Annotated in this window: 26 protein-coding genes; 11 read left to right on the top strand and 15 right to left on the bottom strand. The window is 32.5% G+C overall.

Annotated features, from left to right (window positions below; all coding sequences use genetic code 11):
• Positions 1-63: 63 nt before the first annotated feature.
• From ntdP to MY490_RS03295, 3 genes are all read right to left on the bottom strand, one after another.
• Positions 64-594: a nucleoside tri-diphosphate phosphatase gene (gene ntdP / locus MY490_RS03305; RefSeq protein WP_088014823.1), complete on the bottom strand. Its 531-nt coding sequence runs from the start codon at positions 592-594 to the stop codon at positions 64-66.
• Positions 595-724: 130 nt separating this feature from the next.
• A complete protein-coding gene (locus tag MY490_RS03300) occupies positions 725-982 on the bottom strand; it encodes a YgaB family protein (RefSeq protein WP_025671838.1) in 258 nt (85 codons plus the stop codon).
• A 305-nt stretch (positions 983-1,287) separates the two neighbouring features.
• The gene (locus MY490_RS03295) at positions 1,288-1,587 is read right to left on the bottom strand and encodes a gamma-type small acid-soluble spore protein (protein ID WP_282439835.1); all 300 of its coding nucleotides are present in this window, start codon (positions 1,585-1,587) and stop codon (positions 1,288-1,290) included.
• 130 nt (positions 1,588-1,717) lie between these two features.
• On the opposite strand from MY490_RS03295, the gene MY490_RS03290 reads away from it, so the two are divergent.
• Entirely contained in the window at positions 1,718-1,942 is a 225-nt protein-coding gene (locus MY490_RS03290; protein ID WP_056468341.1) for a hypothetical protein, read from the top strand.
• A 39-nt stretch (positions 1,943-1,981) separates the two neighbouring features.
• Here MY490_RS03290 and mutY read toward each other — a convergent pair whose 3' ends face one another.
• Positions 1,982-3,079: an A/G-specific adenine glycosylase gene (gene mutY / locus MY490_RS03285; protein WP_248267984.1), complete on the bottom strand. Its 1,098-nt coding sequence runs from the start codon at positions 3,077-3,079 to the stop codon at positions 1,982-1,984.
• Positions 3,080-3,165: 86 nt separating this feature from the next.
• Here mutY and MY490_RS03280 point away from each other — a divergent pair, with 86 nt between their 5' ends.
• Positions 3,166-4,143, top strand: a complete 978-nt coding sequence (locus MY490_RS03280; protein WP_248267983.1) for a metal-dependent hydrolase — start codon at positions 3,166-3,168, stop codon at positions 4,141-4,143.
• Between the two features lie 48 nt (positions 4,144-4,191).
• Here MY490_RS03280 and MY490_RS03275 read toward each other — a convergent pair whose 3' ends face one another.
• The gene (locus MY490_RS03275) at positions 4,192-4,470 is read right to left on the bottom strand and encodes a YfhJ family protein (RefSeq protein ID WP_248267982.1); all 279 of its coding nucleotides are present in this window, start codon (positions 4,468-4,470) and stop codon (positions 4,192-4,194) included.
• A 118-nt stretch (positions 4,471-4,588) separates the two neighbouring features.
• On the opposite strand from MY490_RS03275, the gene MY490_RS03270 reads away from it, so the two are divergent.
• Complete coding sequence (locus tag MY490_RS03270; RefSeq protein ID WP_248267981.1) at positions 4,589-4,747, top strand: small, acid-soluble spore protein K; 159 nt, start codon at positions 4,589-4,591, stop codon at positions 4,745-4,747.
• Between the two features lie 114 nt (positions 4,748-4,861).
• On the opposite strand, the gene MY490_RS03265 is transcribed toward MY490_RS03270, so the two are convergent.
• Positions 4,862-5,188 (bottom strand): YfhH family protein, encoded by a 327-nt coding sequence (locus tag MY490_RS03265; RefSeq protein WP_248267980.1) that lies wholly within the window; start codon positions 5,186-5,188, stop codon positions 4,862-4,864.
• 62 nt (positions 5,189-5,250) lie between these two features.
• Positions 5,251-6,069 carry a recombination regulator RecX gene (gene recX / locus MY490_RS03260; RefSeq protein ID WP_248267979.1) on the bottom strand — a complete coding sequence of 273 codons (819 nt, stop codon included), beginning with the start codon at positions 6,067-6,069 and terminating at the stop codon, positions 5,251-5,253.
• A 79-nt stretch (positions 6,070-6,148) separates the two neighbouring features.
• Between recX and MY490_RS03255 the strand changes: the two genes are divergently transcribed.
• From MY490_RS03255 to MY490_RS03240, 4 genes are all read left to right on the top strand, one after another.
• Positions 6,149-7,045, top strand: a complete 897-nt coding sequence (locus MY490_RS03255) for a TIGR01777 family oxidoreductase (RefSeq protein ID WP_248267978.1) — start codon at positions 6,149-6,151, stop codon at positions 7,043-7,045.
• Positions 7,046-7,063: 18 nt separating this feature from the next.
• Positions 7,064-8,194 (top strand): amidohydrolase, encoded by a 1,131-nt coding sequence (locus MY490_RS03250; RefSeq protein ID WP_025671592.1) that lies wholly within the window; start codon positions 7,064-7,066, stop codon positions 8,192-8,194.
• A 307-nt stretch (positions 8,195-8,501) separates the two neighbouring features.
• Positions 8,502-9,062, top strand: a complete 561-nt coding sequence (locus tag MY490_RS03245; RefSeq protein ID WP_025671591.1) for a GNAT family N-acetyltransferase — start codon at positions 8,502-8,504, stop codon at positions 9,060-9,062.
• A 68-nt stretch (positions 9,063-9,130) separates the two neighbouring features.
• Positions 9,131-9,256, top strand: coding sequence for a YfhE family protein (locus tag MY490_RS03240; RefSeq protein WP_069035250.1), 126 nt, complete (start codon positions 9,131-9,133; stop codon positions 9,254-9,256).
• Positions 9,257-9,361: 105 nt separating this feature from the next.
• On the opposite strand, the gene MY490_RS03235 is transcribed toward MY490_RS03240, so the two are convergent.
• The 3 genes from MY490_RS03235 to pflB form a co-directional block, all read right to left on the bottom strand.
• A complete protein-coding gene (locus MY490_RS03235; protein ID WP_091023201.1) occupies positions 9,362-9,541 on the bottom strand; it encodes a hypothetical protein in 180 nt (59 codons plus the stop codon).
• A 303-nt stretch (positions 9,542-9,844) separates the two neighbouring features.
• Positions 9,845-10,594, bottom strand: coding sequence for a pyruvate formate-lyase-activating protein (pflA, locus tag MY490_RS03230; protein ID WP_248267977.1), 750 nt, complete (start codon positions 10,592-10,594; stop codon positions 9,845-9,847).
• Positions 10,595-10,689: 95 nt separating this feature from the next.
• On the bottom strand, positions 10,690-12,915 hold the full coding sequence (gene pflB / locus MY490_RS03225; protein WP_432707035.1) for a formate C-acetyltransferase: 2,226 nt from the start codon (positions 12,913-12,915) through the stop codon (positions 10,690-10,692).
• Positions 12,916-13,300: 385 nt separating this feature from the next.
• Here pflB and MY490_RS03220 point away from each other — a divergent pair, with 385 nt between their 5' ends.
• From MY490_RS03220 to MY490_RS03205, 4 genes are all read left to right on the top strand, one after another.
• Positions 13,301-14,194: an ATP-binding protein gene (locus MY490_RS03220; protein WP_248267975.1), complete on the top strand. Its 894-nt coding sequence runs from the start codon at positions 13,301-13,303 to the stop codon at positions 14,192-14,194.
• Between the two features lie 19 nt (positions 14,195-14,213).
• Entirely contained in the window at positions 14,214-16,091 is a 1,878-nt protein-coding gene (locus MY490_RS03215) for a vWA domain-containing protein (RefSeq protein ID WP_248267974.1), read from the top strand.
• A 396-nt stretch (positions 16,092-16,487) separates the two neighbouring features.
• Positions 16,488-18,410 carry an LTA synthase family protein gene (locus tag MY490_RS03210; protein ID WP_248267973.1) on the top strand — a complete coding sequence of 641 codons (1,923 nt, stop codon included), beginning with the start codon at positions 16,488-16,490 and terminating at the stop codon, positions 18,408-18,410.
• Positions 18,411-18,554: 144 nt separating this feature from the next.
• Complete coding sequence (locus MY490_RS03205) at positions 18,555-19,706, top strand: AI-2E family transporter (RefSeq protein WP_432707034.1); 1,152 nt, start codon at positions 18,555-18,557, stop codon at positions 19,704-19,706.
• A gap of 69 nt (positions 19,707-19,775) precedes the next feature.
• Here MY490_RS03205 and MY490_RS03200 read toward each other — a convergent pair whose 3' ends face one another.
• The 5 genes from MY490_RS03200 to glsA all read right to left on the bottom strand — a co-directional run bounded on the left by MY490_RS03200 (position 19,776) and on the right by glsA (position 23,514).
• Positions 19,776-20,258, bottom strand: coding sequence for a methylated-DNA--[protein]-cysteine S-methyltransferase (locus tag MY490_RS03200; RefSeq protein WP_248267972.1), 483 nt, complete (start codon positions 20,256-20,258; stop codon positions 19,776-19,778).
• 16 nt (positions 20,259-20,274) lie between these two features.
• Complete coding sequence (locus tag MY490_RS03195) at positions 20,275-20,751, bottom strand: GNAT family N-acetyltransferase (protein WP_248267971.1); 477 nt, start codon at positions 20,749-20,751, stop codon at positions 20,275-20,277.
• An 11-nt stretch (positions 20,752-20,762) separates the two neighbouring features.
• Positions 20,763-21,254, bottom strand: coding sequence for a DinB family protein (locus MY490_RS03190; RefSeq protein WP_248267970.1), 492 nt, complete (start codon positions 21,252-21,254; stop codon positions 20,763-20,765).
• Positions 21,255-21,363: 109 nt separating this feature from the next.
• On the bottom strand, positions 21,364-22,113 hold the full coding sequence (locus MY490_RS03185; protein ID WP_248267969.1) for a sulfite exporter TauE/SafE family protein: 750 nt from the start codon (positions 22,111-22,113) through the stop codon (positions 21,364-21,366).
• A 444-nt stretch (positions 22,114-22,557) separates the two neighbouring features.
• Positions 22,558-23,514, bottom strand: a complete 957-nt coding sequence (gene glsA, locus MY490_RS03180) for a glutaminase A (protein WP_248267968.1) — start codon at positions 23,512-23,514, stop codon at positions 22,558-22,560.
• Between the last annotated feature and the right edge of the window lie 3 nt (positions 23,515-23,517).

Below are 23,517 nucleotides of genomic sequence, written 5' to 3'. Positions count from 1 at the left end.
CTGTTGAGCAATCTTTTTGAGATGATTGATTCTCAAAAGACTAAGTCCGCTCAACAGTTTCGTTTAATCACGATACATTAAGAATCGTTCATACCAATTATCAATAAAATCGGTAGCAAACGGCCCTTTTCGTTGATGAATTAATTCCTTTAAATAACCTAAGTTCTTTTTTAAGATTGGGTCAATAATAGGAGGATAATTCATTATTTGTCGATGATTCTCATATTCATCTTCATCTAACAGCACGTAAGTCATATCTGGAAAAACTTTAATATCTAGATCATAGTCAATATACTTAATGGCACCATCTTCAAAGACGAATGGTGAGCTAATATTACAGTAATAATAAACTCCATCTTCTCTAATCATTCCAATAACATTAAACCAATAATCCATATCAAAGTAACAAATTGCTGGCTCTCGTGTAACCCATGTTCTACCGTCCGATTCAGTTACAAGCGTGCGATCATTTGCGCCAATTACTAACTGCTGCGTCCCTTTTAAAATGGTTGTCTCTTCCCATATACGATGAATATGTCCATTATGTTTGTAACTATGTATCTGTATTTTTTCTCCTGGTTTGGGAACGTTCATTGTTTCTCCCTTCTTTCTAGTGTGGACGCATTTCAACACTTTATTTATACTTTACATTTCTATTATAACTAGTTCTTATCCATTTTTAAACAAAAGGGAGTTTAATTTGGTAAAATGCCCCATTGTTTTTTTATTTTAATGCTATTTTTCTCTCATCTGAGAAAGATTTAATAATTTGTTGTGTTTGTATTAAAAAGGTGTCTTGGATAGCTTTTAATTCAGATCTCATTATATGTATTTCATCTTGGATAGAAGACAACTTTGACAAATCCTCTAATTCAAATAGTTGGTTTTCAATTTCTTGACATCGTTCAATTTCTTCTTGAATCTTTATTAACTGATCCATTGTTTCAAGCTGACGACTTACCAATTCATCGAATACTTGCATACCATTCACCATCCTTATTTCATTATTACACTATTTCTTGAAAACTAACATAATCCCTTTGACTACATTTGACGATATTTGACTATTGAGAAGAATTTATAATTCTATGAGGATTTAAATTGTTGGACATACATTACACAAAGGTAAAAGAGCACCCTTAACATAAGGGTGCTCTTTTTGAACGTTCTTTATAACAACTAGACTGCATGATCTCACATCAGACAGGAAGATGAGTATAGGAAGTAAATGTCTTTACTCTCTAACTTTCATCAACAGCGCACTTCTAGTAATTTTCTTTTAGGTAATTATTGTTGGTTTTGTTGACCAAAGTTGCCAGAAGAAGATCTTTGTGCAGATTTTGCATTTGCTTCTCTTACAGCTTGAACATCAGTTTCACTTGCAAACTCTTGTCCAAAACTTTGGTTTTGTTGTCCAAAATTTTTAGAAGCAGTTTTTTGAGTAGATTGTGCATTAGCTTCTCTAACTGCTTGAACATCAGTTTCACTTGAAAACTCTTGTCCAAAACCTTGGTTTTGTTGTCTTACTTTGCCAATGTTAGTTCCAGATGCTGTTTTTCCAGCATTGAATTGATTGTTGTTGTTCATGATTTATCACCTCCACGAATAATATGATGTCCATTAGTCGGAGTAATATGTAAAAAACTTTACTTTATTTTTTTGTTTAATGAACTGTTCGAGTGGAAAACTAAGAGAAAAAATTATAAGGAGGCTTATTATGTACGTTGGCAGAGATCTTTCAGAATTATCCATGACTCCAAAAACTCAGTGGAAAGATAGTGAATTGGAATACTATCATCATTCATTTCAGCAAATTACTGGTTATTTAAATATCGAAGGTAGCACAATGCAAAAAGAAATAATAAAAGAAATTGAATCACGTGGTGGTCTTCATAGAAATGAAGCAGACTGGACTAGTGGTACACGCCCTACTATTGACTAGCACAAAGAACCCCAACTATTTGTTGGGGTTCTTTGTTTATTACTGAAGTTTTTCGATTTGCTGATAAATTTTTTGATGCACTACTGGAAACGGGAGCTCTTTACACTCATCTAATGTTACCCATTTCTGATTACTTGATAAACTACCTTCATTTATTGCTTCCCCAACATATACTTCCATTTTCCATACAAGATGTGAAAAAACATGTTCAATATTAAATTGATAAGATAATCCTTCAACTACTAATTGAGATTCTTGATTTAAGAAAAAGCTAAGTGTATCACTTTTAGATAACATGGTTGATTGTAATTCAGCAGTTGGAAACTCCCACATATTAGCAAGTAATCCACTTGAAGGTCTTTGTTGAATTAAATATTGATTATTTCTATTCTTAATGACACCCACTACTAAATCAATCGGTTTAGGTGCCTTCTTTTTACTTTTTATAGGTAACTCAGTCACAACCCCAGTTTCAAAGGCTAAACATTGTTCCCTTACAGGACATAGTAAACATGCAGGATTTGTTGGTGTACAAATTAATGCACCAAGCTCCATTAAACCTTGATTAAATGCAGACGGATCTTCATGACTTATTAAAGCTCTTACAGCTTGTTCAAATATTTTTCGATTTTTAGGTACTCCAATGTCTTCCCAAATTGTTAATATTCTAGATAATACCCTCATTACATTCCCATCAACCGCTGGCTCTGGTTTACCGTAAGCAATACTAAGGATTGCTCCAGCAGTATAAGGTCCTACACCTTTTAATTTGCTTATTAATTCTGGCGTATCTGGTACTTTACCTGAATACTCTTCATGGACTTCTCGGACAGCCGATTGCAAATTTCTAGCCCTAGAATAATAACCAAGTCCTTCCCATGCTTTTAGTACTTTTTCTTCTTCGGCATTCGCCAAGTCAGCAATAGTAGGGAAATTTTGCATAAACTTATTATAAAAAGGAATTACTGTATCTACACGTGTTTGCTGAAGCATTATTTCTGAAACCCATACTCGATAAGGGTCTTTATTCTTTCTCCAAGGTAAATATCTCTGTTCTGCTAAAAACCAATTAACTAAATTATTTTTAAAGTCATTTTTGGGGAAAACTTCTAATGTCTTATTTAAATCATTATTCATAACTTATACCTTTCTCTAACATCTATATGTTTTTGTTAATAGTCAATACTATAAAAATTAAAAGGGTAAGTAAAGGGAGGAACTAAATGGATACTGGAACTCATCTTGTAATGGGATTTACACTTGGCGGATTAGCAACCCTGAGTCCAATTGTCCTACATGAACCACATTTGACAAACTCACTCTTATTAACAACCATTATCGGATCACAATTACCAGACAGTGATACGATCTTAAAATTAAGAAATAACGCAAAATATTTAAAACATCATCGTGGAATTACGCATTCAATTCCAGCAGTCATTTTATGGACATTATCACTTTCTGCGCTTATGACATTATTTAATAATAAAGAACACTTTGGTCTCTATTTATTTTGGTCTTTCCTGGCAGTAAGTGTACACGTTTTTGTTGATTTATTTAATGCCTATGGAACCCAAGCACTAAGGCCTTTTTCAAAACGCTGGATTGCTTTTGGCATTATAAATACTTTCGATCCAATTATTTTTGCAATCCATTTAGTTGGAGTTCCATTTGTAATTTTTCATTTTAGAGCCGGTCCGATCTGTGTCATGCTCTATTTCATTATGATTTTTTACTATGCGTTTAGATATCGACAAAAACAAATCGTGATTCAAACAGTCACAAAAAAATTACCGGATGTAAAACGTGTCTATGTTTCACCTTCTATAAAATACACTCATTATCATATTGTAGCAAGTACAGATTCTCATCATTACGTTGGCAAAATAAAGAAAAGAATTTTTAAAATCAATGACGTATTTAAAAGAATCCCTTTACCAGTAATTGAAGACGTAAAAGCAGCCTTTAAGGATGAAAATGTTAAATCATTCCTGGCATTTTCACCAGTTTATATTTGGGAATTGATTGGACATGATGATCATAAAGAATTAAGACTAATCGATTTAAGGTACAGGACAGAAACATACTATCCATTTGTGGCAGTAGTTAAATTCGACTACGAACATAATATTATCAGTTCATTCACAGGCTGGATCTTTAGTGAGAAAAAATTACAGAAAAAACTAAAAGCAGAATCTTGAAAAACCAAAAAATAACCCTTAGCAATTTTTTTGCTAAGGGTTATTTAATTAATGAAGAAGATTATCCTTCTCTTTCGTTTCTATAATTTCTATACCTGGTGGCTTTGCAATTTTTATATCTGTTTCATGCAAATATTTTCCATATTGGAATATAAATTGTTGAACAACCTTTTTAGACATTTGTTCTCCATGATATTCTCCAGCTTTAGCATAAGTAGCTTCAAAATCTTCCCATAGCCATTCAACCCAAATTTTTGCTTGTGAATATGTTAAATGACTGTTTTCTTTTAATAAAAGCTCAGTTAATTGCTCTAAATATTTCTCCATATAATTACACCTTCCAATTTTTAAACATTTATTATCATCATATCTAAATTCAAAATGGTCATCATATTGATGATGGTTCATTTCATCAATTAGTTTTAATAACTAGGGGGTTTTTTTAATGACAACAAAAAGCGAACGTTTTTCAGCACAAAAGCACGATATGAAAATTGACGGTAATATCGATTATAAATCAAAAAATGCTTCTATACGTCCTAATGGTCAAATAAATACAAGTCCACAAAGAAGAATGGCAAAAAGTAATCCTAGTAATGATTAATTCTTTAAAATAAAAAGCCAGGGGCAATTCGTCCCTGGTTTTAGACTGAATGCCAGCCAAACGCTCGTTAGTAAAGTAGTCAGTTTTCAATCAGTCTGATTTTATATTTTTGAATTAGTTTGTTCCTTGTTTCTTTAATAATGCGATTGGGATTCCAATTTCTTCTTCATTAGTGCTTTTATGACCCCAAGCAAAAATACCATTCATATATGTGATCATAAATAATACACCAGGTTCTTCAATTAATTCATATTGCTCGCCAGGAATAAATTGACTTGCGTCTAATAAATATGATTGAGCCATCGTTTTTTTACGAAGTATAACTTCAAGTTCATTGATCATATCCATTTGTTCAGCTTTTCTAGCTTGATGATTCAAATTGCTGATTTCTTGAACTAATTCATCTTTCGTTAAGTCACTATATCGTTTTGGAATTTCCATTTTATGTCTCCTCTAAATCATTTAGATAGTTTTATTATATCAAGCTAATAACAGACAACCAATTAATTTAGTTCTTCCTCTTCTAAAATTAATATTGCTTTTTCAATTAAATCAATTGGGAAACCTTTACGAAATAATACTGTTTTCATTTTTTGAGTATATTCCCAGCCACTTAATTTTTCATATTTCTTTTTCGCTTTTCTAGCATGTATTAATAGAGCTTCTAATTCATCATCTTCTTCACTTTCATATTGTGTTTCTTCAATTGCAATCGAAGCGATGTTAGCAGAATATCCTTTTCTTCTCAACAGTTCTTCAAGCTTTGTCTTTTTTTGATTTGTTGAGTACTTCGAAAGTGCAGAAACCTTTTTTTGACACAGTGAAAGAGCATGTTGAATTTGTTTATCTTTTGAAAATAAAATTAAGCTTTTCTCTATTACAGAATTGTGAATACCTTTTGCTAGTAATTCATTCTTAATGATCGTTGGTCCCTTCAATGTCGTATTAATAGACGTACGGACATAACTTTCAGCGTATTTTTCTTCATTAATATACCCTTCTTCGACAAGTCGGATAATTGTAGTTTGTATTGTATCAATTAAGAATTCTTGCTTTGTTAAATATTGTTCTATTTCTTTTTTTGTTCTCATCATTCTCGATAAATAAACAATGCTAGAAAGATATGCCTTTCTAAGTTGATCGGCATTTAATATCTCTTCTAGTTCAAATGGCTCAAATGATTGACCCTTTTTTATGTTAAATTTAACAAGAGTATCAGCATCTACACTAAATGAATACTCTTCACCATTACCACTATCTGTGTAAATATTAAATCGTTCTTTATTTAATTTTTGAACTTGAATTTTTGTTATTATAGACATAATTTACCTCAAAATAAATTTTGTTTTTATGTACACATAAAAATAATAATATCATATTATGTATTAAGGAGATGCGTGGATGAAAATTCTTCTTACAGGCGGTACAGGGTTTATTGGATCTCAATTAATAAATGAATTTATTCGACATGAATTTCAATGTTATATTGTCACAAGAAATATAAAAACCTCATCTAATCCATTTATTACTTATATTAATTGGGATCAATTAACCTCTAATTCTTTTGGGGAGTCCATTGATGTCGTCATTAACTTAGCCGGTGAATCAATAAACAGCGGTAGGTGGACTAAACAATTAAAAGACAAAATTCTACACAGTCGTATAAAGTCTACAAATATTCTAATTACATGGTTTGAAAGACAAGCCCATCGTCCAAACCTTTTTATTAATGCTAGCGCAATAGGGTTTTATGGAACCTCGGAATCAATAACTTTTAATGAACATGACAAGCCTATTTCAAATGATTTTTTAGCATCAACTGTAAGAGAATGGGAAACTGTTGCCAGAAAAGCTGAAGAACTGGGAATTCGGACTATTCTCGCTAGATTTGGTCTTGTTTTAGGGTTAAACGGTGGAGCCCTTCCAATAATGATTTTGCCTTATAAATTATTTATTGGTGGTCCGATCGGAAAAGGTACTCAGTGGATATCTTGGATTCATGAGAAGGATGTTGTTGGACTAATACTTCATTCAATAAAAAATACTGAAATTAGAGGCCCACTCAACTTAGTGTCACCTAATCCAGTAACAATGAACGAGTTTAGCAGATCCCTTTCAGCAGCTTTACATCGCCCAAATATATTAAGAGTTCCAAATTTTGCCCTTCAATTATTACTAGGTGAAATGAGTATGCTAGTTTTAGAAGGTCAAAAAGTTATGCCTTCTAAAGCCATTCAAACTAATTATAACTTTCAATTCCCATCTTTAAAAGAAGCTTTACTGTTAACTTTAAATTAGTATTTGAAAGGATTTATCATGAATCTATTATTTAAAAATGCAACCATTTTCCCCATTACATCTCAAGTTTTATATAACCATGATTTGTTAATTGAAAATGGGAAAATTAAAGAAATTGCACCTGAGATTTTTTCGATTGAAGATCAAACAATTGTCATAGAATGTGCAGGAAAACCACTTTTTCCAGGTTTTATAGATGTACACACTCACTTAGGACTATATGACGAAGGAACTGGTTGGGCTGGAAATGATGCGAATGAAACAATTGAAGTATTAACTCCACATATTCGATCAATGGATGGAATATTGCCACTTGATGTTGCTTTTACTGATGCGATCCAACATGGAATAACAACAGCTCATATTATGCCTGGTAGTGGAAATGTAATTGGTGGAACAACTTGTACAATTAAAACATATGGTAAAAGTGTCGATAAAATGATTATTCAAGAACCGTCTGGATTGAAAATTGCATTTGGTGAAAATCCAAAAAGAACTCACAGTAACGGGAATAAAGAATCAATTACTAGAATGGGTATTATGGGAATGCTTCGTGAAGCGTTCTATGAAGCTAAAAACTCGCATAACCCAGATGACTTTCGAATTTTACCAATTATTAAAGCTTTAAATAGAGAAATTCCAGTACGAATTCATGCTCATCGTGCAGATGATATTTTATCAGCTATACGTTTTGGTGAAGAATTTAACTTAGATATACGAATTGAACATTGTACAGAAGGTCATTTAATTATTGACCATCTAAAGGATCGAAACCTTCAAGTATCTGTTGGTCCTACATTAACTAGACGTTCAAAAATCGAATTAAAAAATAAATCCTGGACTACATACAAAGCTCTTGCTGATATTGGGGTAAGTGTCTCAATTACAACTGACCATCCTTATACGCCAATTCAGTATTTAAATGTATGTGCAGCTATAGCAGTTCGAGAAGGTTTACCTGAGCTCGAAGCTTTAAAAGCAATTACGATTAATCCAGCAAAAAATCTTAATTTATCTCATAGAATTGGTAGCTTAGAAATTGGTAAAGATGGTGATGTAGTATTATGGTCCCATCACCCGTTTCATTATATGGCTAAACCATTACTCACTGTCATAGATGGTAGAATTGTGTATAAAAATATCGAATAATTTTAGTTTGCAATTTGAACAAAATCGTTTATTATAGTATAGTAAGAACGTTTGCGGTAAATTAAATAGAAAGTGTTAAATCACTTTTCTTATATAGTATTTTAACGGGAAAGGCAAATGGTGAGCCACCAGTAAATCGCTGGTCCTAGTGGGTTCGATTCCCACCCCGAAATTTTAGGGTGCATTTAAAAATTATTCATAATTAATGCACTTCACAGGACTTTACATTTTATTGTTTTAGTCCTCACAAAAATTTCGCGGGTGGCGTAACCTTCTTTCGCTACCCTTATTATGAGGAGGAGTAGAGATGCTGAAACAGCGAGATTTACAAGATTGTTCTGTACTTTTTGAACTTATGGTGCATCCTGATGTCTTTCCCTTTGTGCGCCATAAAGCAAATTCGTACGAAGAATTCTTATTTATCACAAAACAAGCAATCGAACTAGAAGAACAAGGAAAAATGATATCAAGAACAATCTTAGATGAGTGGGGTAACCCTATTGGTAACATTTCTTTACATGATATTGAAGATGGATATGGCTTTTTAGGAACTTGGTTAGGCAAACCTTTTCACGGAATGGGTTACAACAAACCAGCAAAAGACGCTTTCTTCCATGAGTTATTTCACGATTTAGGAATCAACTCTATTTTTATGCGTATTCGTAAAGTTAATAAACGCTCTTTTTATGCTGCAAGTAAACTACCATACGCATCATTAGCAAATGAATCACGTAAATGTTTATATGATGAAATAAATCAAAATGAAGAAATATACGATTTATTTGAAATTACTAAAGACAATTATTTATTGCATACAATGCGTGAAGATTACCAACAACATGAAGTTACACATTTAAAAGAAGCATAAACTAGTATATCAGCCACAAAAAATGGAGAGACTTACTAAGGATTTTATAACTTAGCGAGGTGTTTTTTGTGGATAAACGAAAAGATAAAACGAGACGTAATTTAAGTTCTACTCAAGAAGTATTATATGCAAAAGAATTTAAGAGAGCTGATCGTGCTGCAGGTTATACTAATTTTAATGGCATAGGCAAATAATTTTATTCAAAAAGGCTTTCTTAGGAAGCCTTTTTTGTTTTTCTAGAATAACTTTATAACCAATAATGCTCCGTATAAACCCCTTAAAAATTTACAATATCTTATTTAAATTTCACTTGATTCAATAATATAAACCGAGGACGGTCTAACATAATATTCCTTACTAAGTTTTTCTTTTATTCGATGCATTTCATCTTCAATTTTTTCTCCTCGAACAAAAGATCCCCCTTCGATTCCATTCTGATCATCTAGTAAAACATACCAAGAAAATCGAAACTCCTTCATAACTCTTCACCCTTTAAAATAAGAAACTATAAATAACTATTTTTCATTATATTCACTTACCTCAAATTTATTTTAGTCAATCGTCTAAATAATCATAAAAAGCTTATAAAGAAAACTTGCCGATTGGCAAGCCTTAAGGCGAAGACAGAGGTTTAGTTGCACTTATACTTTATTCCTAAAATTGGCTACCTCGTCGAATTTACTTCCTCGTTGCCAATTTATACTTAAAGTGTAAAATAAACTGCCCTTTAAATGTTAGACGCCTACTAAAATTTAAAGGACAGTTCAAAGTAATTAGTTGTATTAACAAGTTTGACATTCTTTCATTTGAGTTAATAGTTGATAAGCATGATTTACACTTTCATTTGATGGTGGTTGAATATCTTTTAAAGGATATTTTAATCCTAATACTTCCCATTTATAAACTCCTAATTGATGATATGGTAAAATTTCTATTTTTTCCACGTTACTTAAAGTGTCTATAAAGCCACCTAGTTTTATTAGATCCTCTTCAGAGTCGGTGATTCCAGGAACTAAGACATGTCTAATCCAAACCGGGATGTTTCTCTTGTCCAAGTATTTAGCAAAGCATTTAATCTGCTCATTTGATTTTCCCGTAAGTTTTATATGTTTTTTTTCATCAAAATGCTTTAAATCTAATAATACTAAATCTGTGTATTCTAATACTTCGTCTAATTTTAATAGAAAGTTTGGATCAGTACTGAAACATCCACCAGATGTATCAATCGTTGTATGAATCCCATTTTTTCTACAAGATTTAAACAGTTCTAATAGAAAGTCTAATTGTAATAATGGTTCTCCACCACTAACCGTAACGCCACCTCCAGATGATCTCATAAATGGGATATAGGTCTTTATATCCTTCATTACTCGATCAACTGATATTTCTTTACCTACTCCAATTTTCCACGTATCTGCGTTATGACAATATTGACATCTTAATAAACATCCTTGAGTAAAGATTACATACCTAAGACCTGGTCCATCAACAGTTCCACAAGTTTCAATTGAATGTATATTTCCTGAAACCATTGTCATTCACCTCTTAACTATTTTTTTCCTAATTTAGTAAAAACATTAAAGCCTAGTGAAGCATTTCCCTCACTAGGCATGAATTACAGGGATTTTTACATAGAACCGTGGAAAGTTCTATTAATTACATCAATTTGTTGTTCCCTAGTTAATTTTATGAAGTTAACTGCATAACCCGAGACTCTAATCGTTAATTGCGGATATTCTTCAGGATGTGCCATCGCATCCATTAATGTTTCTCGATTGAATACATTTACGTTTAAGTGATGTCCGCCCTTTTCTGTATAACCATCTAACATAGCTACTAAGTTTAATTTTTGTGTACTCTCATCTTTACCTAATGCTTTTGGAACGATTGAGAAAGTATTTGAAATTCCATCTTGTGCATCTTCATAAGGTAATTTTGCTACAGAACTTAATGATGCTAACGCTCCGTTTGTATCGCGTCCGTGTAATGGGTTAGCACCAGGGGCAAATGGTTCACCTGCTTTTCTTCCGTCTGGTGTATTACCTGTCTTTTTACCATATACAACATTTGACGTAATCGTTAGAACTGATGTTGTATGAATTGAATTACGATATGTTTTATGTTTTCTTACTTTAGCCATAAAGCTTTCAACAAGTTCAACTGCAATGTCATCAACAAGATCATCGTTGTTTCCGTATTTTGGATACTCTCCTTCAATTTCGAAATCAACGACAATACCATTCTCATCTCGAATTGTTTTAACTTTTGCATGTTTAATAGCAGATAATGAATCAGCACAAACTGACAAGCCAGCGATACCTGTTGCCATTGTACGTTTTATATTTGCATCATGTAGTGCCATTTCAATTCGTTCATAGCTATATTTATCATGCATATAGTGAATACAATTTAATGTATTAACGTATAAGCCTGCTAACCAATCTAATAAAACATCAAACTTAACTTTTACTTCTTCATATTCAAGATACTCTGATGTAATCGGAGCATACATAGGTGCTACTTGTGCTTTCGACTTTTCATCTTTACCACCATTAATTGCATATAACAATGCTTTAGCTAGATTTGCACGTGCACCAAAGAATTGCATTTGTTTACCGATTGTCATAGCAGAAACGCAACAAGCAATACCATAATCATCACCATATTCCGGACGCATGATATCATCATTTTCATATTGAATTGAGCTAGTTTTAATTGACATTTTAGCGCAATATTGCTTAAATCCGACTGGTAATTTCGCTGACCAAAGTACTGTTAAGTTAGGTTCTGGAGCCGGTCCTAAGTTATCTAATGTATTTAAAAAGCGGAACGAGTTTTTCGTTACAAGTGGACGACCATCTATTCCAATTCCACCGATTGATTCAGTTACCCATGTAGGGTCACCAGAAAATAATTCATTATAATCAGGTGTACGAGCAAACATAACTAATCGTAGTTTCATTACAAAATGATCGACTAATTCTTGAGCCTCTTGTTCAGTTAAAGTATTTTCTTCAAGATCGCGTTCAATATATATATCTAAAAATGTCGATACTCGGCCTAAGCTCATTGCTGCTCCATTTTGCTCTTTTATTGCTGCTAAATAGCCAAAATATAACCATTGGAAAGCTTCTTTTGCATTTGTTGCAGGTCCAGAAATATCGAATCCATGTTTTGCAGCCATTTGTTTTAATTCATTTAATGCACGGATTTGTTCATTTAGTTCTTCACGATCTCGTATTACTTCTTCTGACATAACACTTGTCGTTTTATTTAAAGTATCAATTTTATCTTTAATCAGTCGATCTACACCATATAATGCAACTCTTCTATAGTCACCTATAATTCTTCCACGACCATATGCATCAGGTAGACCTGTAATAACACCCGAACGTCTTGCTGCTTTCATTTCTGCTGTATAAGCATCAAATACGCCTTGATTATGTGTTTTTCGGTATTCTGAAAATATTTTGCTTATTTCTTCGTCAACTTTATATCCATAGGATTCACAAGCTGCCTCAGCCATTCGAATCCCACCATATGGTTGTAATGATCGTTTAAAAGGTTTATCCGTTTGGAATCCAACAATTTGCTCTAATTCTTTCTCTAAGTAACCAGGTTCATGTGAAGTGATTGTAGATACAATTTTCGTATCCATATCTAAAACTCCGCCCTTTTGGCGTTCTTCTTTAGATAATTTAAGTACTATATCCCAAAGCTTGCTAGTTGCATCTGTTGGCCCAACAAGAAAAGATTCATCCCCAACATAAGATTTAACATTTTTTTGAATAAAGTTTCTTACATCAATCGATTTTTCCCATCGTCCAGTTTCAAATTGTCTCCATTGTTCCATCGTATTACTCCTCCTCTTCTGCATATAATACAGAAAGTTAATTAAGTATATAACAGATTACGTATTTAATTTATCATACGATGAACTGAAACTTTCACTTATATTATGAACATATTGTGAAACATTGAACAAAATAATTTAGAAGTTAACTCATATAAACAACTAATTCTTTCCACTAAATTACATTTGCTTCATATATATAGTAATTCACTCTGAAAACTTTCCAGTTAAACAACAAACTGTTATACTCAAAAGATAGTTACTGTATTAGCAAATTCACTAAAAAAGTGGACAAGACATTCACAATCCGGATATACGATAATACAATGGTTAATACAAAAATGAATAATCTCAAATTGAACAATGTTTCTTTAAAGGAGTAATTATGAATACAAAACTAAATCTTTCTAATTCGATTAATGAAAAATTAAATTTAATATATAATGAACAAATTCAAAAAGTTTTAAAAGAAGAGCAATTATTAATCGGAACAAAACAATATGTTTCTCAAGACACAACGATTTTAGAAGATGCTATTACTGCCCTTCTTCTTGGTAAAAATATATTATTAAAAGGTCCAACAGGAAGTGGTAAAACGGTTTTAGCTGAGACTCTTTCAAAATTGCTTTATCAACCGATGCATAGCATAAACTGTTCAGTCGATTTAGATTTAGAAGGTATTGTTGGATACAACACAATTGCCTCTAATACGAACGGATCTGAAGTAGTATTCATCGATGGACCATTAATGAAAGCAATGAAAAAAGGTCATATTTTATATATCGATGAAATTAACATGGCTAAACCAGAAACATTACCATTACTACATGGTGCACTTGATTATCGAAAAATGATTACAAATCCATTTACTCAAGAAGTAGTAAAAGGTGACGAAAACTTTAGAGTAATCGCTGCAATAAATGAAGGTTATGTAGGAACAAGTGAATTAAATGAAGCTTTAAAAAATCGCTTCATTATTATAGATGTTCCATATATTAACGGGGAATCATTACTTCAATTATTAAAAGATGAATCTGAGCTAAAAGATGAAGATTTACTTAAGAAATTCACAAGCTTTTCAAGTGATTTAATTCCATTAGCAAGTGAAGGCAGAATTAGTGAAGATGCGGCAAGTATTCGCGGTGTTCTTGACGCATGTGATTTATCTGTTCATATACCAGTACTTCGAGCAATTGAACGCACAATAATCGCTAAATTAAGTGATGACATTGAGCGCCAGACTGTTAGAGAACTAGCTGAAAGTTATTTTCTTTCTTGAAATGAGTGATGATTAACATATGAAACAAATCATTTTTAACAATAAAAAAATCGACGCTTCCACTTTTCTTCAAATGGAAAATTTATCGATTTCTCTTTCGAAAGATCGTAATTCATTTTTAGAATTTGATTTTCAGGCGTATTACGACGATGAAGAACAAAAATTTACTGTAAGTCATTTTTGGGATACACAAGAGCATAGTACACAGTTACAAGGTTTGAAATCAGATGTGTACTTAAAAGCTTTAGGTAATAAACATTACTCAGATTTTAGTGAGTTCAAAGAAACACTAAAGGAATTACAAGAAACTCATTTAAAAAGTTTTTTCACACAATTGTTTGTCCTTCTTGAAGATATCCGACTTGAAGAGTTAATTATTCAGCAAAGACCAGGTACAAGACAATTATTTTCTACGAGAAAAAAAATATATAGACATTATTTCCAATCACAATTCAAAGCAAATGAAATGCGTAATTTCCAAATAGATCAATTGTTTTGTTTAATTTATCTTTCACTTACTTCTACTCAATTAACTTATCAAACGAATGAACACCTCGAGGATATTTTACCCATCCTCTTCCAAGCGTTTGAAGCTAAGAAAACAAGTGATATTTCTTCTATTGTATTTAGGGTGCAGCAGAGACTACTCTCACTGTATAAAGAAGATATGATTCACACATACTTTGGCTATTTACCGTTAAATAAAATTAACGAATTAGCTTCATGTAATAGTAAAGTAAAAGAGCTTCAAAATGATGACCAGCAAGAGGGCCTTGATGAAAGGAATAGCGAAGATGAAAGATTATCAACCTGGCATAGAGAAAGTAAAAATAATGAAACAGATGATAATTTTTTACGATTTGAAGTTGAAAGTGGTACAAAAACTTCTATTAAAGCAAATTTTGCACGAGAAGAAGAAGCCGGCGATCAGGCAATTGCAAATGCTTTTGGTTCCTCCCAACAAGGAGAGAATAAAAAATCAAAACAAACTAATTCATATGAGGCTACGAATTCATCCTCTTCACAGCAAAATACTTTTGGTAAATACAATAGTAATGTTTCTATTAAATATAAAGAAGCAAGTGGGCAAACAGTTACTGAAAAGAAACAGTATTCTACTTTGTCTTCCATGGTATCTAAAGATGTTAAAGAACTAAGAAAAACGATTGAAAAATCGTTAGAAAATAAACAAAATGCACCTACTGATAAATACTATGGTAAATTAAATAAAAAATGGATTCGACTTTTCACAGAAGAAAATCCTAAAATGTTTTATAAAAAACAAACTGAATCGAAAGAATTAGATGCTGTTTTTTACTTATTAGTTGATTGCTCCGGATCGATGTTTAATAAAATGGATGAAGTAAAAAAAAGCGTCATTTTATTCCATGAAACATTAAAACAATTAAAAATTTCTCATAGCATTAGTGGCTTTTGGGAGGATGCTTCAAATGCTACAAAAGAAAACAAACCAAATATTTTACATCAAGTCATTCCGTTTTCAAGCTCTTTATCACCTTCTGTAGGTCCAAATATCATGCAGCTTCAAGAAGAAGAGGATAATCGTGACGGCTTAATGATTCGAATTGTTTCAGAAGAGCTCGCTAAACGTTCGGAAAAGCATAAATTTTTGCTCGTGTTTACAGATGGTGAGCCTTCAGCATTAGATTATTTCCAGGATGGGATTATCGATACGCATGAAGCAGTTAAACAAGCTAGAAAACTTGGAATTGAGGTAATCGGTACATTCATTGAGGAAGAAGAACATCAAGAAGAAACTTCACAATTAATGAAAAATATTTATCAGCACCATTACTTAATTGCCTCAAATGCAGAAGATTTAAGACTTCAATTAAAACCAATGTTAAAAAAATTATTATTAAGAAGCATAGAATAAGATAGTTGTCCATAAAATGGAAAGAAATAGGTTGTAGCAGACAAAGTTCTAATAACTTGATGATCAGACTCATTGCAGGTGCTTGTCTTTCGAGGCACGAAGGCTGATGAGGAGCGGAGTTACCCTAGACGGTAATGAGCACCGCAGACAAACGAAGTAACGAAGAAAGCGAGCGCTTGTCAACAGTCTGATCGGCTTACTAGTAGCCTATTTCTTTTTTTTTATAAGTAGTTAGAATATTTTGTCGAACAGATTTACATAACGAAATTGTATTTCCTATTGATTTTTAAAATTAAACGGAGTACGATAAATTTTGACGACTTAGAGAGATGCATATTTAAAGAAAAGCTAGTGAATGACCGCTAGTTTGTTTTGTATTTAAGGGGGATTAGGACTATGCCTACTTCAATTAAAGCAACATTTTCACGTGTACGATTCGTATTACTGGTTGCGTTAGTAGTTTGGCTAAAAACGTATATTGTTACTCTGTTTGGATTCGATTTAAAAATTGATACAGTTTTTCAAAATGTAATATTATTTATTAGCCCTTTGGCATCCTCATTATTCCTTGTAGGGATCTCACTTTTTTTCAAAGGGAAAAAACGTAATACGATCGCGCTTTTGATTAATTTCATTTTAACTTTGCTATTATGTGCAAACGTTTTATTTTACGGATTCTTTAACGACTTCATAACATTACCAGTGCTGTTCCAAACTAGTAATATGGGTGATTTAGGATCAAGTGTAAAAGAACTAGCAAGCTTTAAAATTCTATTTATGTTTATTGATATTCTTATCTTGTATTTGATCTCAAAGAAATTTCCTAAATTTTCAAACACTGGTCGTGTCCCTTCATTTATGAAGTCAACTTACTATTTAATGACGATAGCAATTGCCGTTTTAAACTTAGGTTTAGCTGAAATGGAAAGACCTGAATTGCTTACTCGTTCGTTTGATCGTGAAATGCTTGTAAAAAATCTTGGATTATATGTTTACCAAGGTTATGATTTATCACTTCAAACAAAGACTTCAACACAAAAGGCCTTTGCAGATAGTAGTAAATTAACTGAAATTGAAAACTATGTAAATAGTAACGGCGTAAAAGCAAATGCAAAGCTTTTCGGTAAATATAAAGGTAAAAATGTTATTGTTATTTCTTTAGAATCAATGCAAAATTTCACAATTGGCGCAAAGGTTAATGGTAAAGAAATAACTCCATTTTTAAATAAATACATTAAAGAAAGTTATTATTTTGACCACTTCTATCACCAAACTGGTCAAGGAAAAACATCAGATGCTGAGTTCATTATTGATAACTCTTTATATCCATTAGACCGCGGTGCTGTCTATTTTACACATGCAAATAACGAATATATGGCTACTCCTGAAATTTTAAAAGATCAAGGATATTACTCAGCTGTTTTCCATGCAAATAATAAAAGCTTTTGGAATCGAAATGTAATGTACCCTTCTTTAGGTTACGATCGCTACTTTAATGAAGTGGATTATAATATTACTGATGAAAACTCGGTAAACTGGGGATTAAAGGATGAAGATTTCTTTAAACAATCAATCCCTCTTTTATCACAAGTGAAACAACCGTTTTATACTAGATTCTTAACTTTATCGAACCACTATCCTTTCGTACTTGATCCACAAGATCAATACATTGATCAATATAATTCTGGTGACGAGACACTTGATCGTTATGTAACGACAGTACGATATATGGATGAATCAATTAAACATTTTATTGAAGGTCTGAAAAAATCAGGTCTATATGATAATACAATTCTTGTTATGTATGGTGATCATTATGGTATTTCTGAAAACCACAATCGTGCAATGGCTCAGTTCTTAGGTAAAGACGAAATTACTCCATATGACCATATGGATTTACAACGTACGCCACTTATTATTCATTTACCTAAGCAAAAACAAGGTCAAACAATCTCAAAGGTTGCTGGCCAAATTGATGTAAAACCTACGATTCTTCATCTGTTAGGCGTTGATACAAAAACGGATATTGAATTTGGTAAAGATTTATTTAGCCCAGATTATTCGGAATTCATTGTTTTCCGTGATGGAAGCTTTGTTACAAGTAAATACTATTATGTAGCTGGCTCTAATGAATTTTTTAATCGACTAACTGCTGAGAAAGTAGAAGTTCCTGATCAAGAAGCGAAACTATTAATTGATAAAGCAAAAAAAGAGTTAACACTTTCAGATAATATTGTTTACGGTGATTTATTCCGTTTCTATAGTGGCAACAAGCATAAAACAGGTACAATGCAAACAATAACTGAACCAAATCAGTAAAAGGTACTTCAAAAGAACCGCACAGTCGAGTAATTAAATTTTTAGTTTTATCCATCGAGAGATGCTTTTACAAGCATCTCTTTTTGTTATAATATGGTATTTATACATAAGTTTTTTAATTAAAATATAGTGGGAGGATATTAATTGTATAAAAACTCTAAGTTATTATTTTGGACGATCGAACTACTATTATTATTCTTAGTCTTATTCGTTGGAACAAAAATATCATTCTTATTTCAACCAATTGCTATTTTAATAAGTACTTTATTCGCGCCAATACTTGTCTCAATCTTTCTATACTTCCTATTTGCACCAATAGTTGATTTTTTAGAGCGAAAAAAAGTGCCCCGTTCTATAGGCATTCTTCTTCTCTATCTAGGATTAATCTTAATTGCTGTAGTATCTATCATTAATGTATTCCCAACCTTAACTGAACAATTTAAAGATTTAGTAAATAATATGCCAACAATTGTAAATGAAGCAACAAATAAGATTGGCCTATTAGAGAAGTGGTTAGGAAGTCAAAATTACGTTGAGATTAAAGATTTAGAAAAGAAAGTTGCAGACTATGCCCTAGTATTTATCGGTGGCATAACTGGTGGAATTGGTGCGTTTTTCAATATTTTAAGTAATGTAACGTTAATCATATTAACAGCTCCATTTATACTGTTTTATATGTTTAAAGATGGTCATAAATTTCCAGCTGCGATGTCTCGTTTTTTACCGCAAAGCTTAAGGAATGAAGCAATTCATATTGCAAATGAAACAAGTGAAACATTGGCTTCATACATTCAAGGACAAACGATTGTTTGTATTTTTGTTGGAATTGGAACATTTATTGGATATAGTATTATCGGAATACCTAATGCCTTAATTTTAGCGTTAGTAGCTGCTATTACAAATATTATCCCTTACTTTGGCCCGTTTATCGGTGGAGCACCTGCAGTGATCGTTGCAGCTCTAATTTCTCCAAAATTAGCGTTATTCGTTGTACTAATCATTGTAATTGTTCAACAAATTGATTCAAACTTAATCTCACCATATATCATGGGAAAAAAGTTAAATATTCATCCTTTAACGATTATTTTATTATTATTATTCGCTGGTAACTTTGCTGGTGTACTTGGTATGGTTTTAGCTGTGCCAACCTATGCAATTTGTAAAGTAGTGATTGTTAATATATCTAGGATCATCAATTTAAGGAAAAAAGCAAAATTCGCAGATAAGATTATTGATGACGACATTGAAACAAATATCGAAATAAACATTAATAACGATAACGACCAAAAAGAATAAAAAAGAGTAAGAATAATGAAGTCGGAGTAATATTGACTCTTCACGCTTCCATTATTCCTGCTCTTTTTTTTATAATTTAAACGTCTCTCTTCCCTGCTCTCTATTTAAGAGCCATTCTTTCCTCCACAGTCCACCAGCATAGCCTGTTAGCTTACCATTTGACCCAATAATGCGATGGCATGGAACGATGATACTTAATGGATTTCTTGCATTTGCATTCGCAACTGCCCTTACTGCCTTTGGGTTCCCTATTCGGTTTGCAATATCCGCATATGAAGCAGTTTCCCCATATTTAATTTTGACTAGTTCTCTCCACACACTTTCTTGAAAAGGAGTTCCTTTTGCAATTGATGGAATACTAAATTCCCTCCTAGATCCACTGAAATATTCAATCAATTCATTTCCTGCATCCTTTAATGAAGGTGGCACCTTTTTTTCAATTTCGTCATTCTCTTCTTTGACAAAATCAATAAACGCTACTCCTTTTTCATTTCCAACGATCCTTAATGTACCTAACGGAGTGTCTATATAAGCTGTATCTAATTGGTTCATAAATCATTCTCCTAGATTATTTATCTAAATTTGGAAAATACTCCATTGCTTCAATACATTGATTATAACCGTTTCGCTTGTAAAAATTAACACCTTGCTCGCTTGGCCACACAATAACAAATTCGAACTTCATTTCGCTTACCCATTGATTAACTTGGGAGATTAATTTCCCTCCAATCCCCTTCCCTCGATAATCCTTTAATGTATATACATTCGTCATGAAAGCAAAAGGATTAGTCACTCTACCAGGTCGGGGTACTTTTTGAATAAGCTCAATATAAATATGGGAAACAATTGTACCTTCTCTTTCAGCGACCCATATATGCCACTGTTCACTGTTAATTGCATTTAGTAAAAATTCACGACATTCACTGAAAAAGTCATTGTATTCGCTCTCTTTAATTCTTTCCGTCTCGTAATCTTCTAAAGTAAAATCCCATCTCATCTTAATTAACTGCTCAATATCTTTTATTTCAGCCAACCTCAAATTCATTTTATCCCCCCTTAATCCTCTGTACCTAAAACATCGGTATTAGGTGGAATATAACCCATCTGTCGAGCCATCGAGACAATTTGTCCTTTATGATGATATTCATGTGTGATCGTATGTACTAGCAATTTCATTGGTGTGAATGCTATTTCTTCATTATGAACTCTCCATGGAATCTTTCTAACAATTGGTTTATTCAAACAGTCAACATTCATATCAAATAATTCACCCACGAATAAATCAGCTTGTTCAAATCTTGATTTAATATCATCAAGACTAAGATTTACAACGTTTTCCCTTGGCGTAATTGGACTTTTCGTTTTCAATAATATAAATGATCCAATCCATGCAATATAACATTCAGCTATATGTAGTAAAGTTTCTCTAACACTTTGGAATCCAAACCCGTCTAATTTACGAGTAAAATCCTCTGGCTTTAATTCACCACAAAAATTTAACAATGCCTCACGATTTTCTTTTACCCATTGATATTCCTTCAGATTCACTACAGTCACCTCTTACAATTTTGATTATTTAAGCTATTCTACTAAGTGGAAAAAATTACCTTTAAGTAAAAAAATAAAAGGCCTATATATACTACAGACCTTGTTTCGTTTATACAAATAACTTTAAACTTACTTGAACAATTAATAAAACAGAAACTGAAATTAATAGAATTCTGGCTAGCTTCATTGGAACAAATTCTGCAAATCTTAGCCCTACTTGATTACCAACAATTGAAGCAGCAGCCATCGTCACAGCAATTTTCCATTGGAAATGACCTGTCATATAAAATATAATAAATGCTGATAAACAACTCCCAAAATTTAATACTCTAGCCAACTGAACTGCATTAACATAAGTAAATCCTTTTTTAATAAAATACAAGATTGCAAATGTCGAAGAACCTGGACCGAAACCCCCATCATAAATACCAATCCCCGTTAAGATGCCCTTATCTAGCAATGTTTGCTTTTCAACACCACTTTTATTCGTAGTTTCATAGTTCCACTTTTTACTTGCAAATGTTAGCCATAACGAACCAGTTAATAAAACTAACGCTACAATATTCATTACATGTTCATCTAACATACTCGTTACAAATGCACCAATTCCCCCACCTATAAACGAAACGAATATAAATTGAAAAATGACTGAGGCCTTAAAATCTTTCTTTTTAATTGTATAAAGGATACTACTAAACGATCCCAAACCTGAAGCAAACTTATTTGTGGCAATACCCGTTTGAATAGGAATGCCAAGAAAAATCATCATCGGGAGTGTAATTAATCCTCCACCACCTGCTAATGTTCCAACTACTGCTGCGCCGATTCCTAAAATAAAAAGTAATAATAGTGAGTCCATTTTCCTATCTCCCTTTTTTGCGTCTACCCTTACTATACACAAAATATTCAAAAAAAGGGAAACTAAAGACCTTATTATATATGGATGATTATGGAATAACAGGACTAAGGAGAGAAATTATAGGAGGAGCGGGACTTTTGGTGCAAATAAAACGACGAACTGCAATTAAATTTCGAAAATCGCAAATAAGTTTGATAAATACCTATAGTGGTAAAGGTATTAGAACATAATAATTGTACTGAAGTTGCTTTTCAAATGGAATAATAGCCAAAACTGCTCTAAGTATTCTCTATTCGAATAAAAAACGAAAAAAATTTGCTAGTTTACTATAAGAAGTAGCAGTAAAATCCCCCACAAATGAACAATACTGACAAGATACCCTACATCACATAAAAAGGGCTTGCCCACTTGTCAATCAACCTAACTTATGGACAGCCCTCTATCTTAAAAAATACTCAAATTATATCGTGAAGCCAGTAATTCTAATAATTTTATACCGGCTATACTATTTCCTTTTTCATCAAGTGACGGTCCATAGACACCAATTCCAAATCGGCGAGGTACCGCACCCATAACACCGCCAGAAACACCACTTTTAGCAGGAATTCCAACTTTAATCGCAAACTCACCCGATGCATTATACATCCCACAAGTAACCATAAAAGTGTTACAAATTTTTGCTATTTTTTCAGGTATAAGCTGCGCTTTAGAAATTGGATCCCAACCATCAAGCGCGAAAATAAGTCCTATTCTAGCCATTTCTAAACAGTTTACTTCGATTGAACATTGTTTTGTGTATAAATCTAATAACAATTCTACATCTTCAGTAATAATTCCATGCTCTTTCATAAAGTAACAGAGCGATCGATTCAAGTGCGCTGTTTCAAATTCAGATGTAGCAACTTCTTTCGAATAAGAAAGATCCTTATTATCTGTTAAAACCCTCATAAAGTTTAAAAGTCGTTGAAAGCGATCTTTTATACTATGACCTTTAATCATACTTGTAACTGCCAAAGCCCCCGCATTAATCATTGGATTTAACGGCTTTCCAGCAGACCTAACTTCTAATTTTGCAATTGAGTTAAACGGATCACCTGTGGGCTCCATTCCTACTCGCTCAAATACAAAATCTTCTCCGCGATCCATTAAAACTAAAGCTAGCGAAATTACCTTCGAAATACTTTGCAAAGTAAAACGAATGCTCGTATTACCAGCTTCAAAATGTCGTCCATCAGGTAAAAACACAGCCAACGATAAATCCTTTTTATTTGCCTTTGCAAGAGCAGGAATATAGTTGGCTACTTTTCCATACTGAATAAACTCCTTTGCCTCTTCAATAAGGACTTTCAATTCCTCCATGTCGTGAACTTCTTTTTCCTCTCTAAATCCATTCTGCGTCATATA

It is taken from the genome of Gottfriedia acidiceleris (assembly GCF_023115465.1).
In the GTDB taxonomy this organism is placed as follows: domain Bacteria; phylum Bacillota; class Bacilli; order Bacillales; family Bacillaceae_G; genus Gottfriedia; species Gottfriedia acidiceleris_B.
The sequence above is the reverse complement of the archived record's forward strand: the minus strand, read 5'-3'. Positions and strand labels throughout refer to the sequence as shown.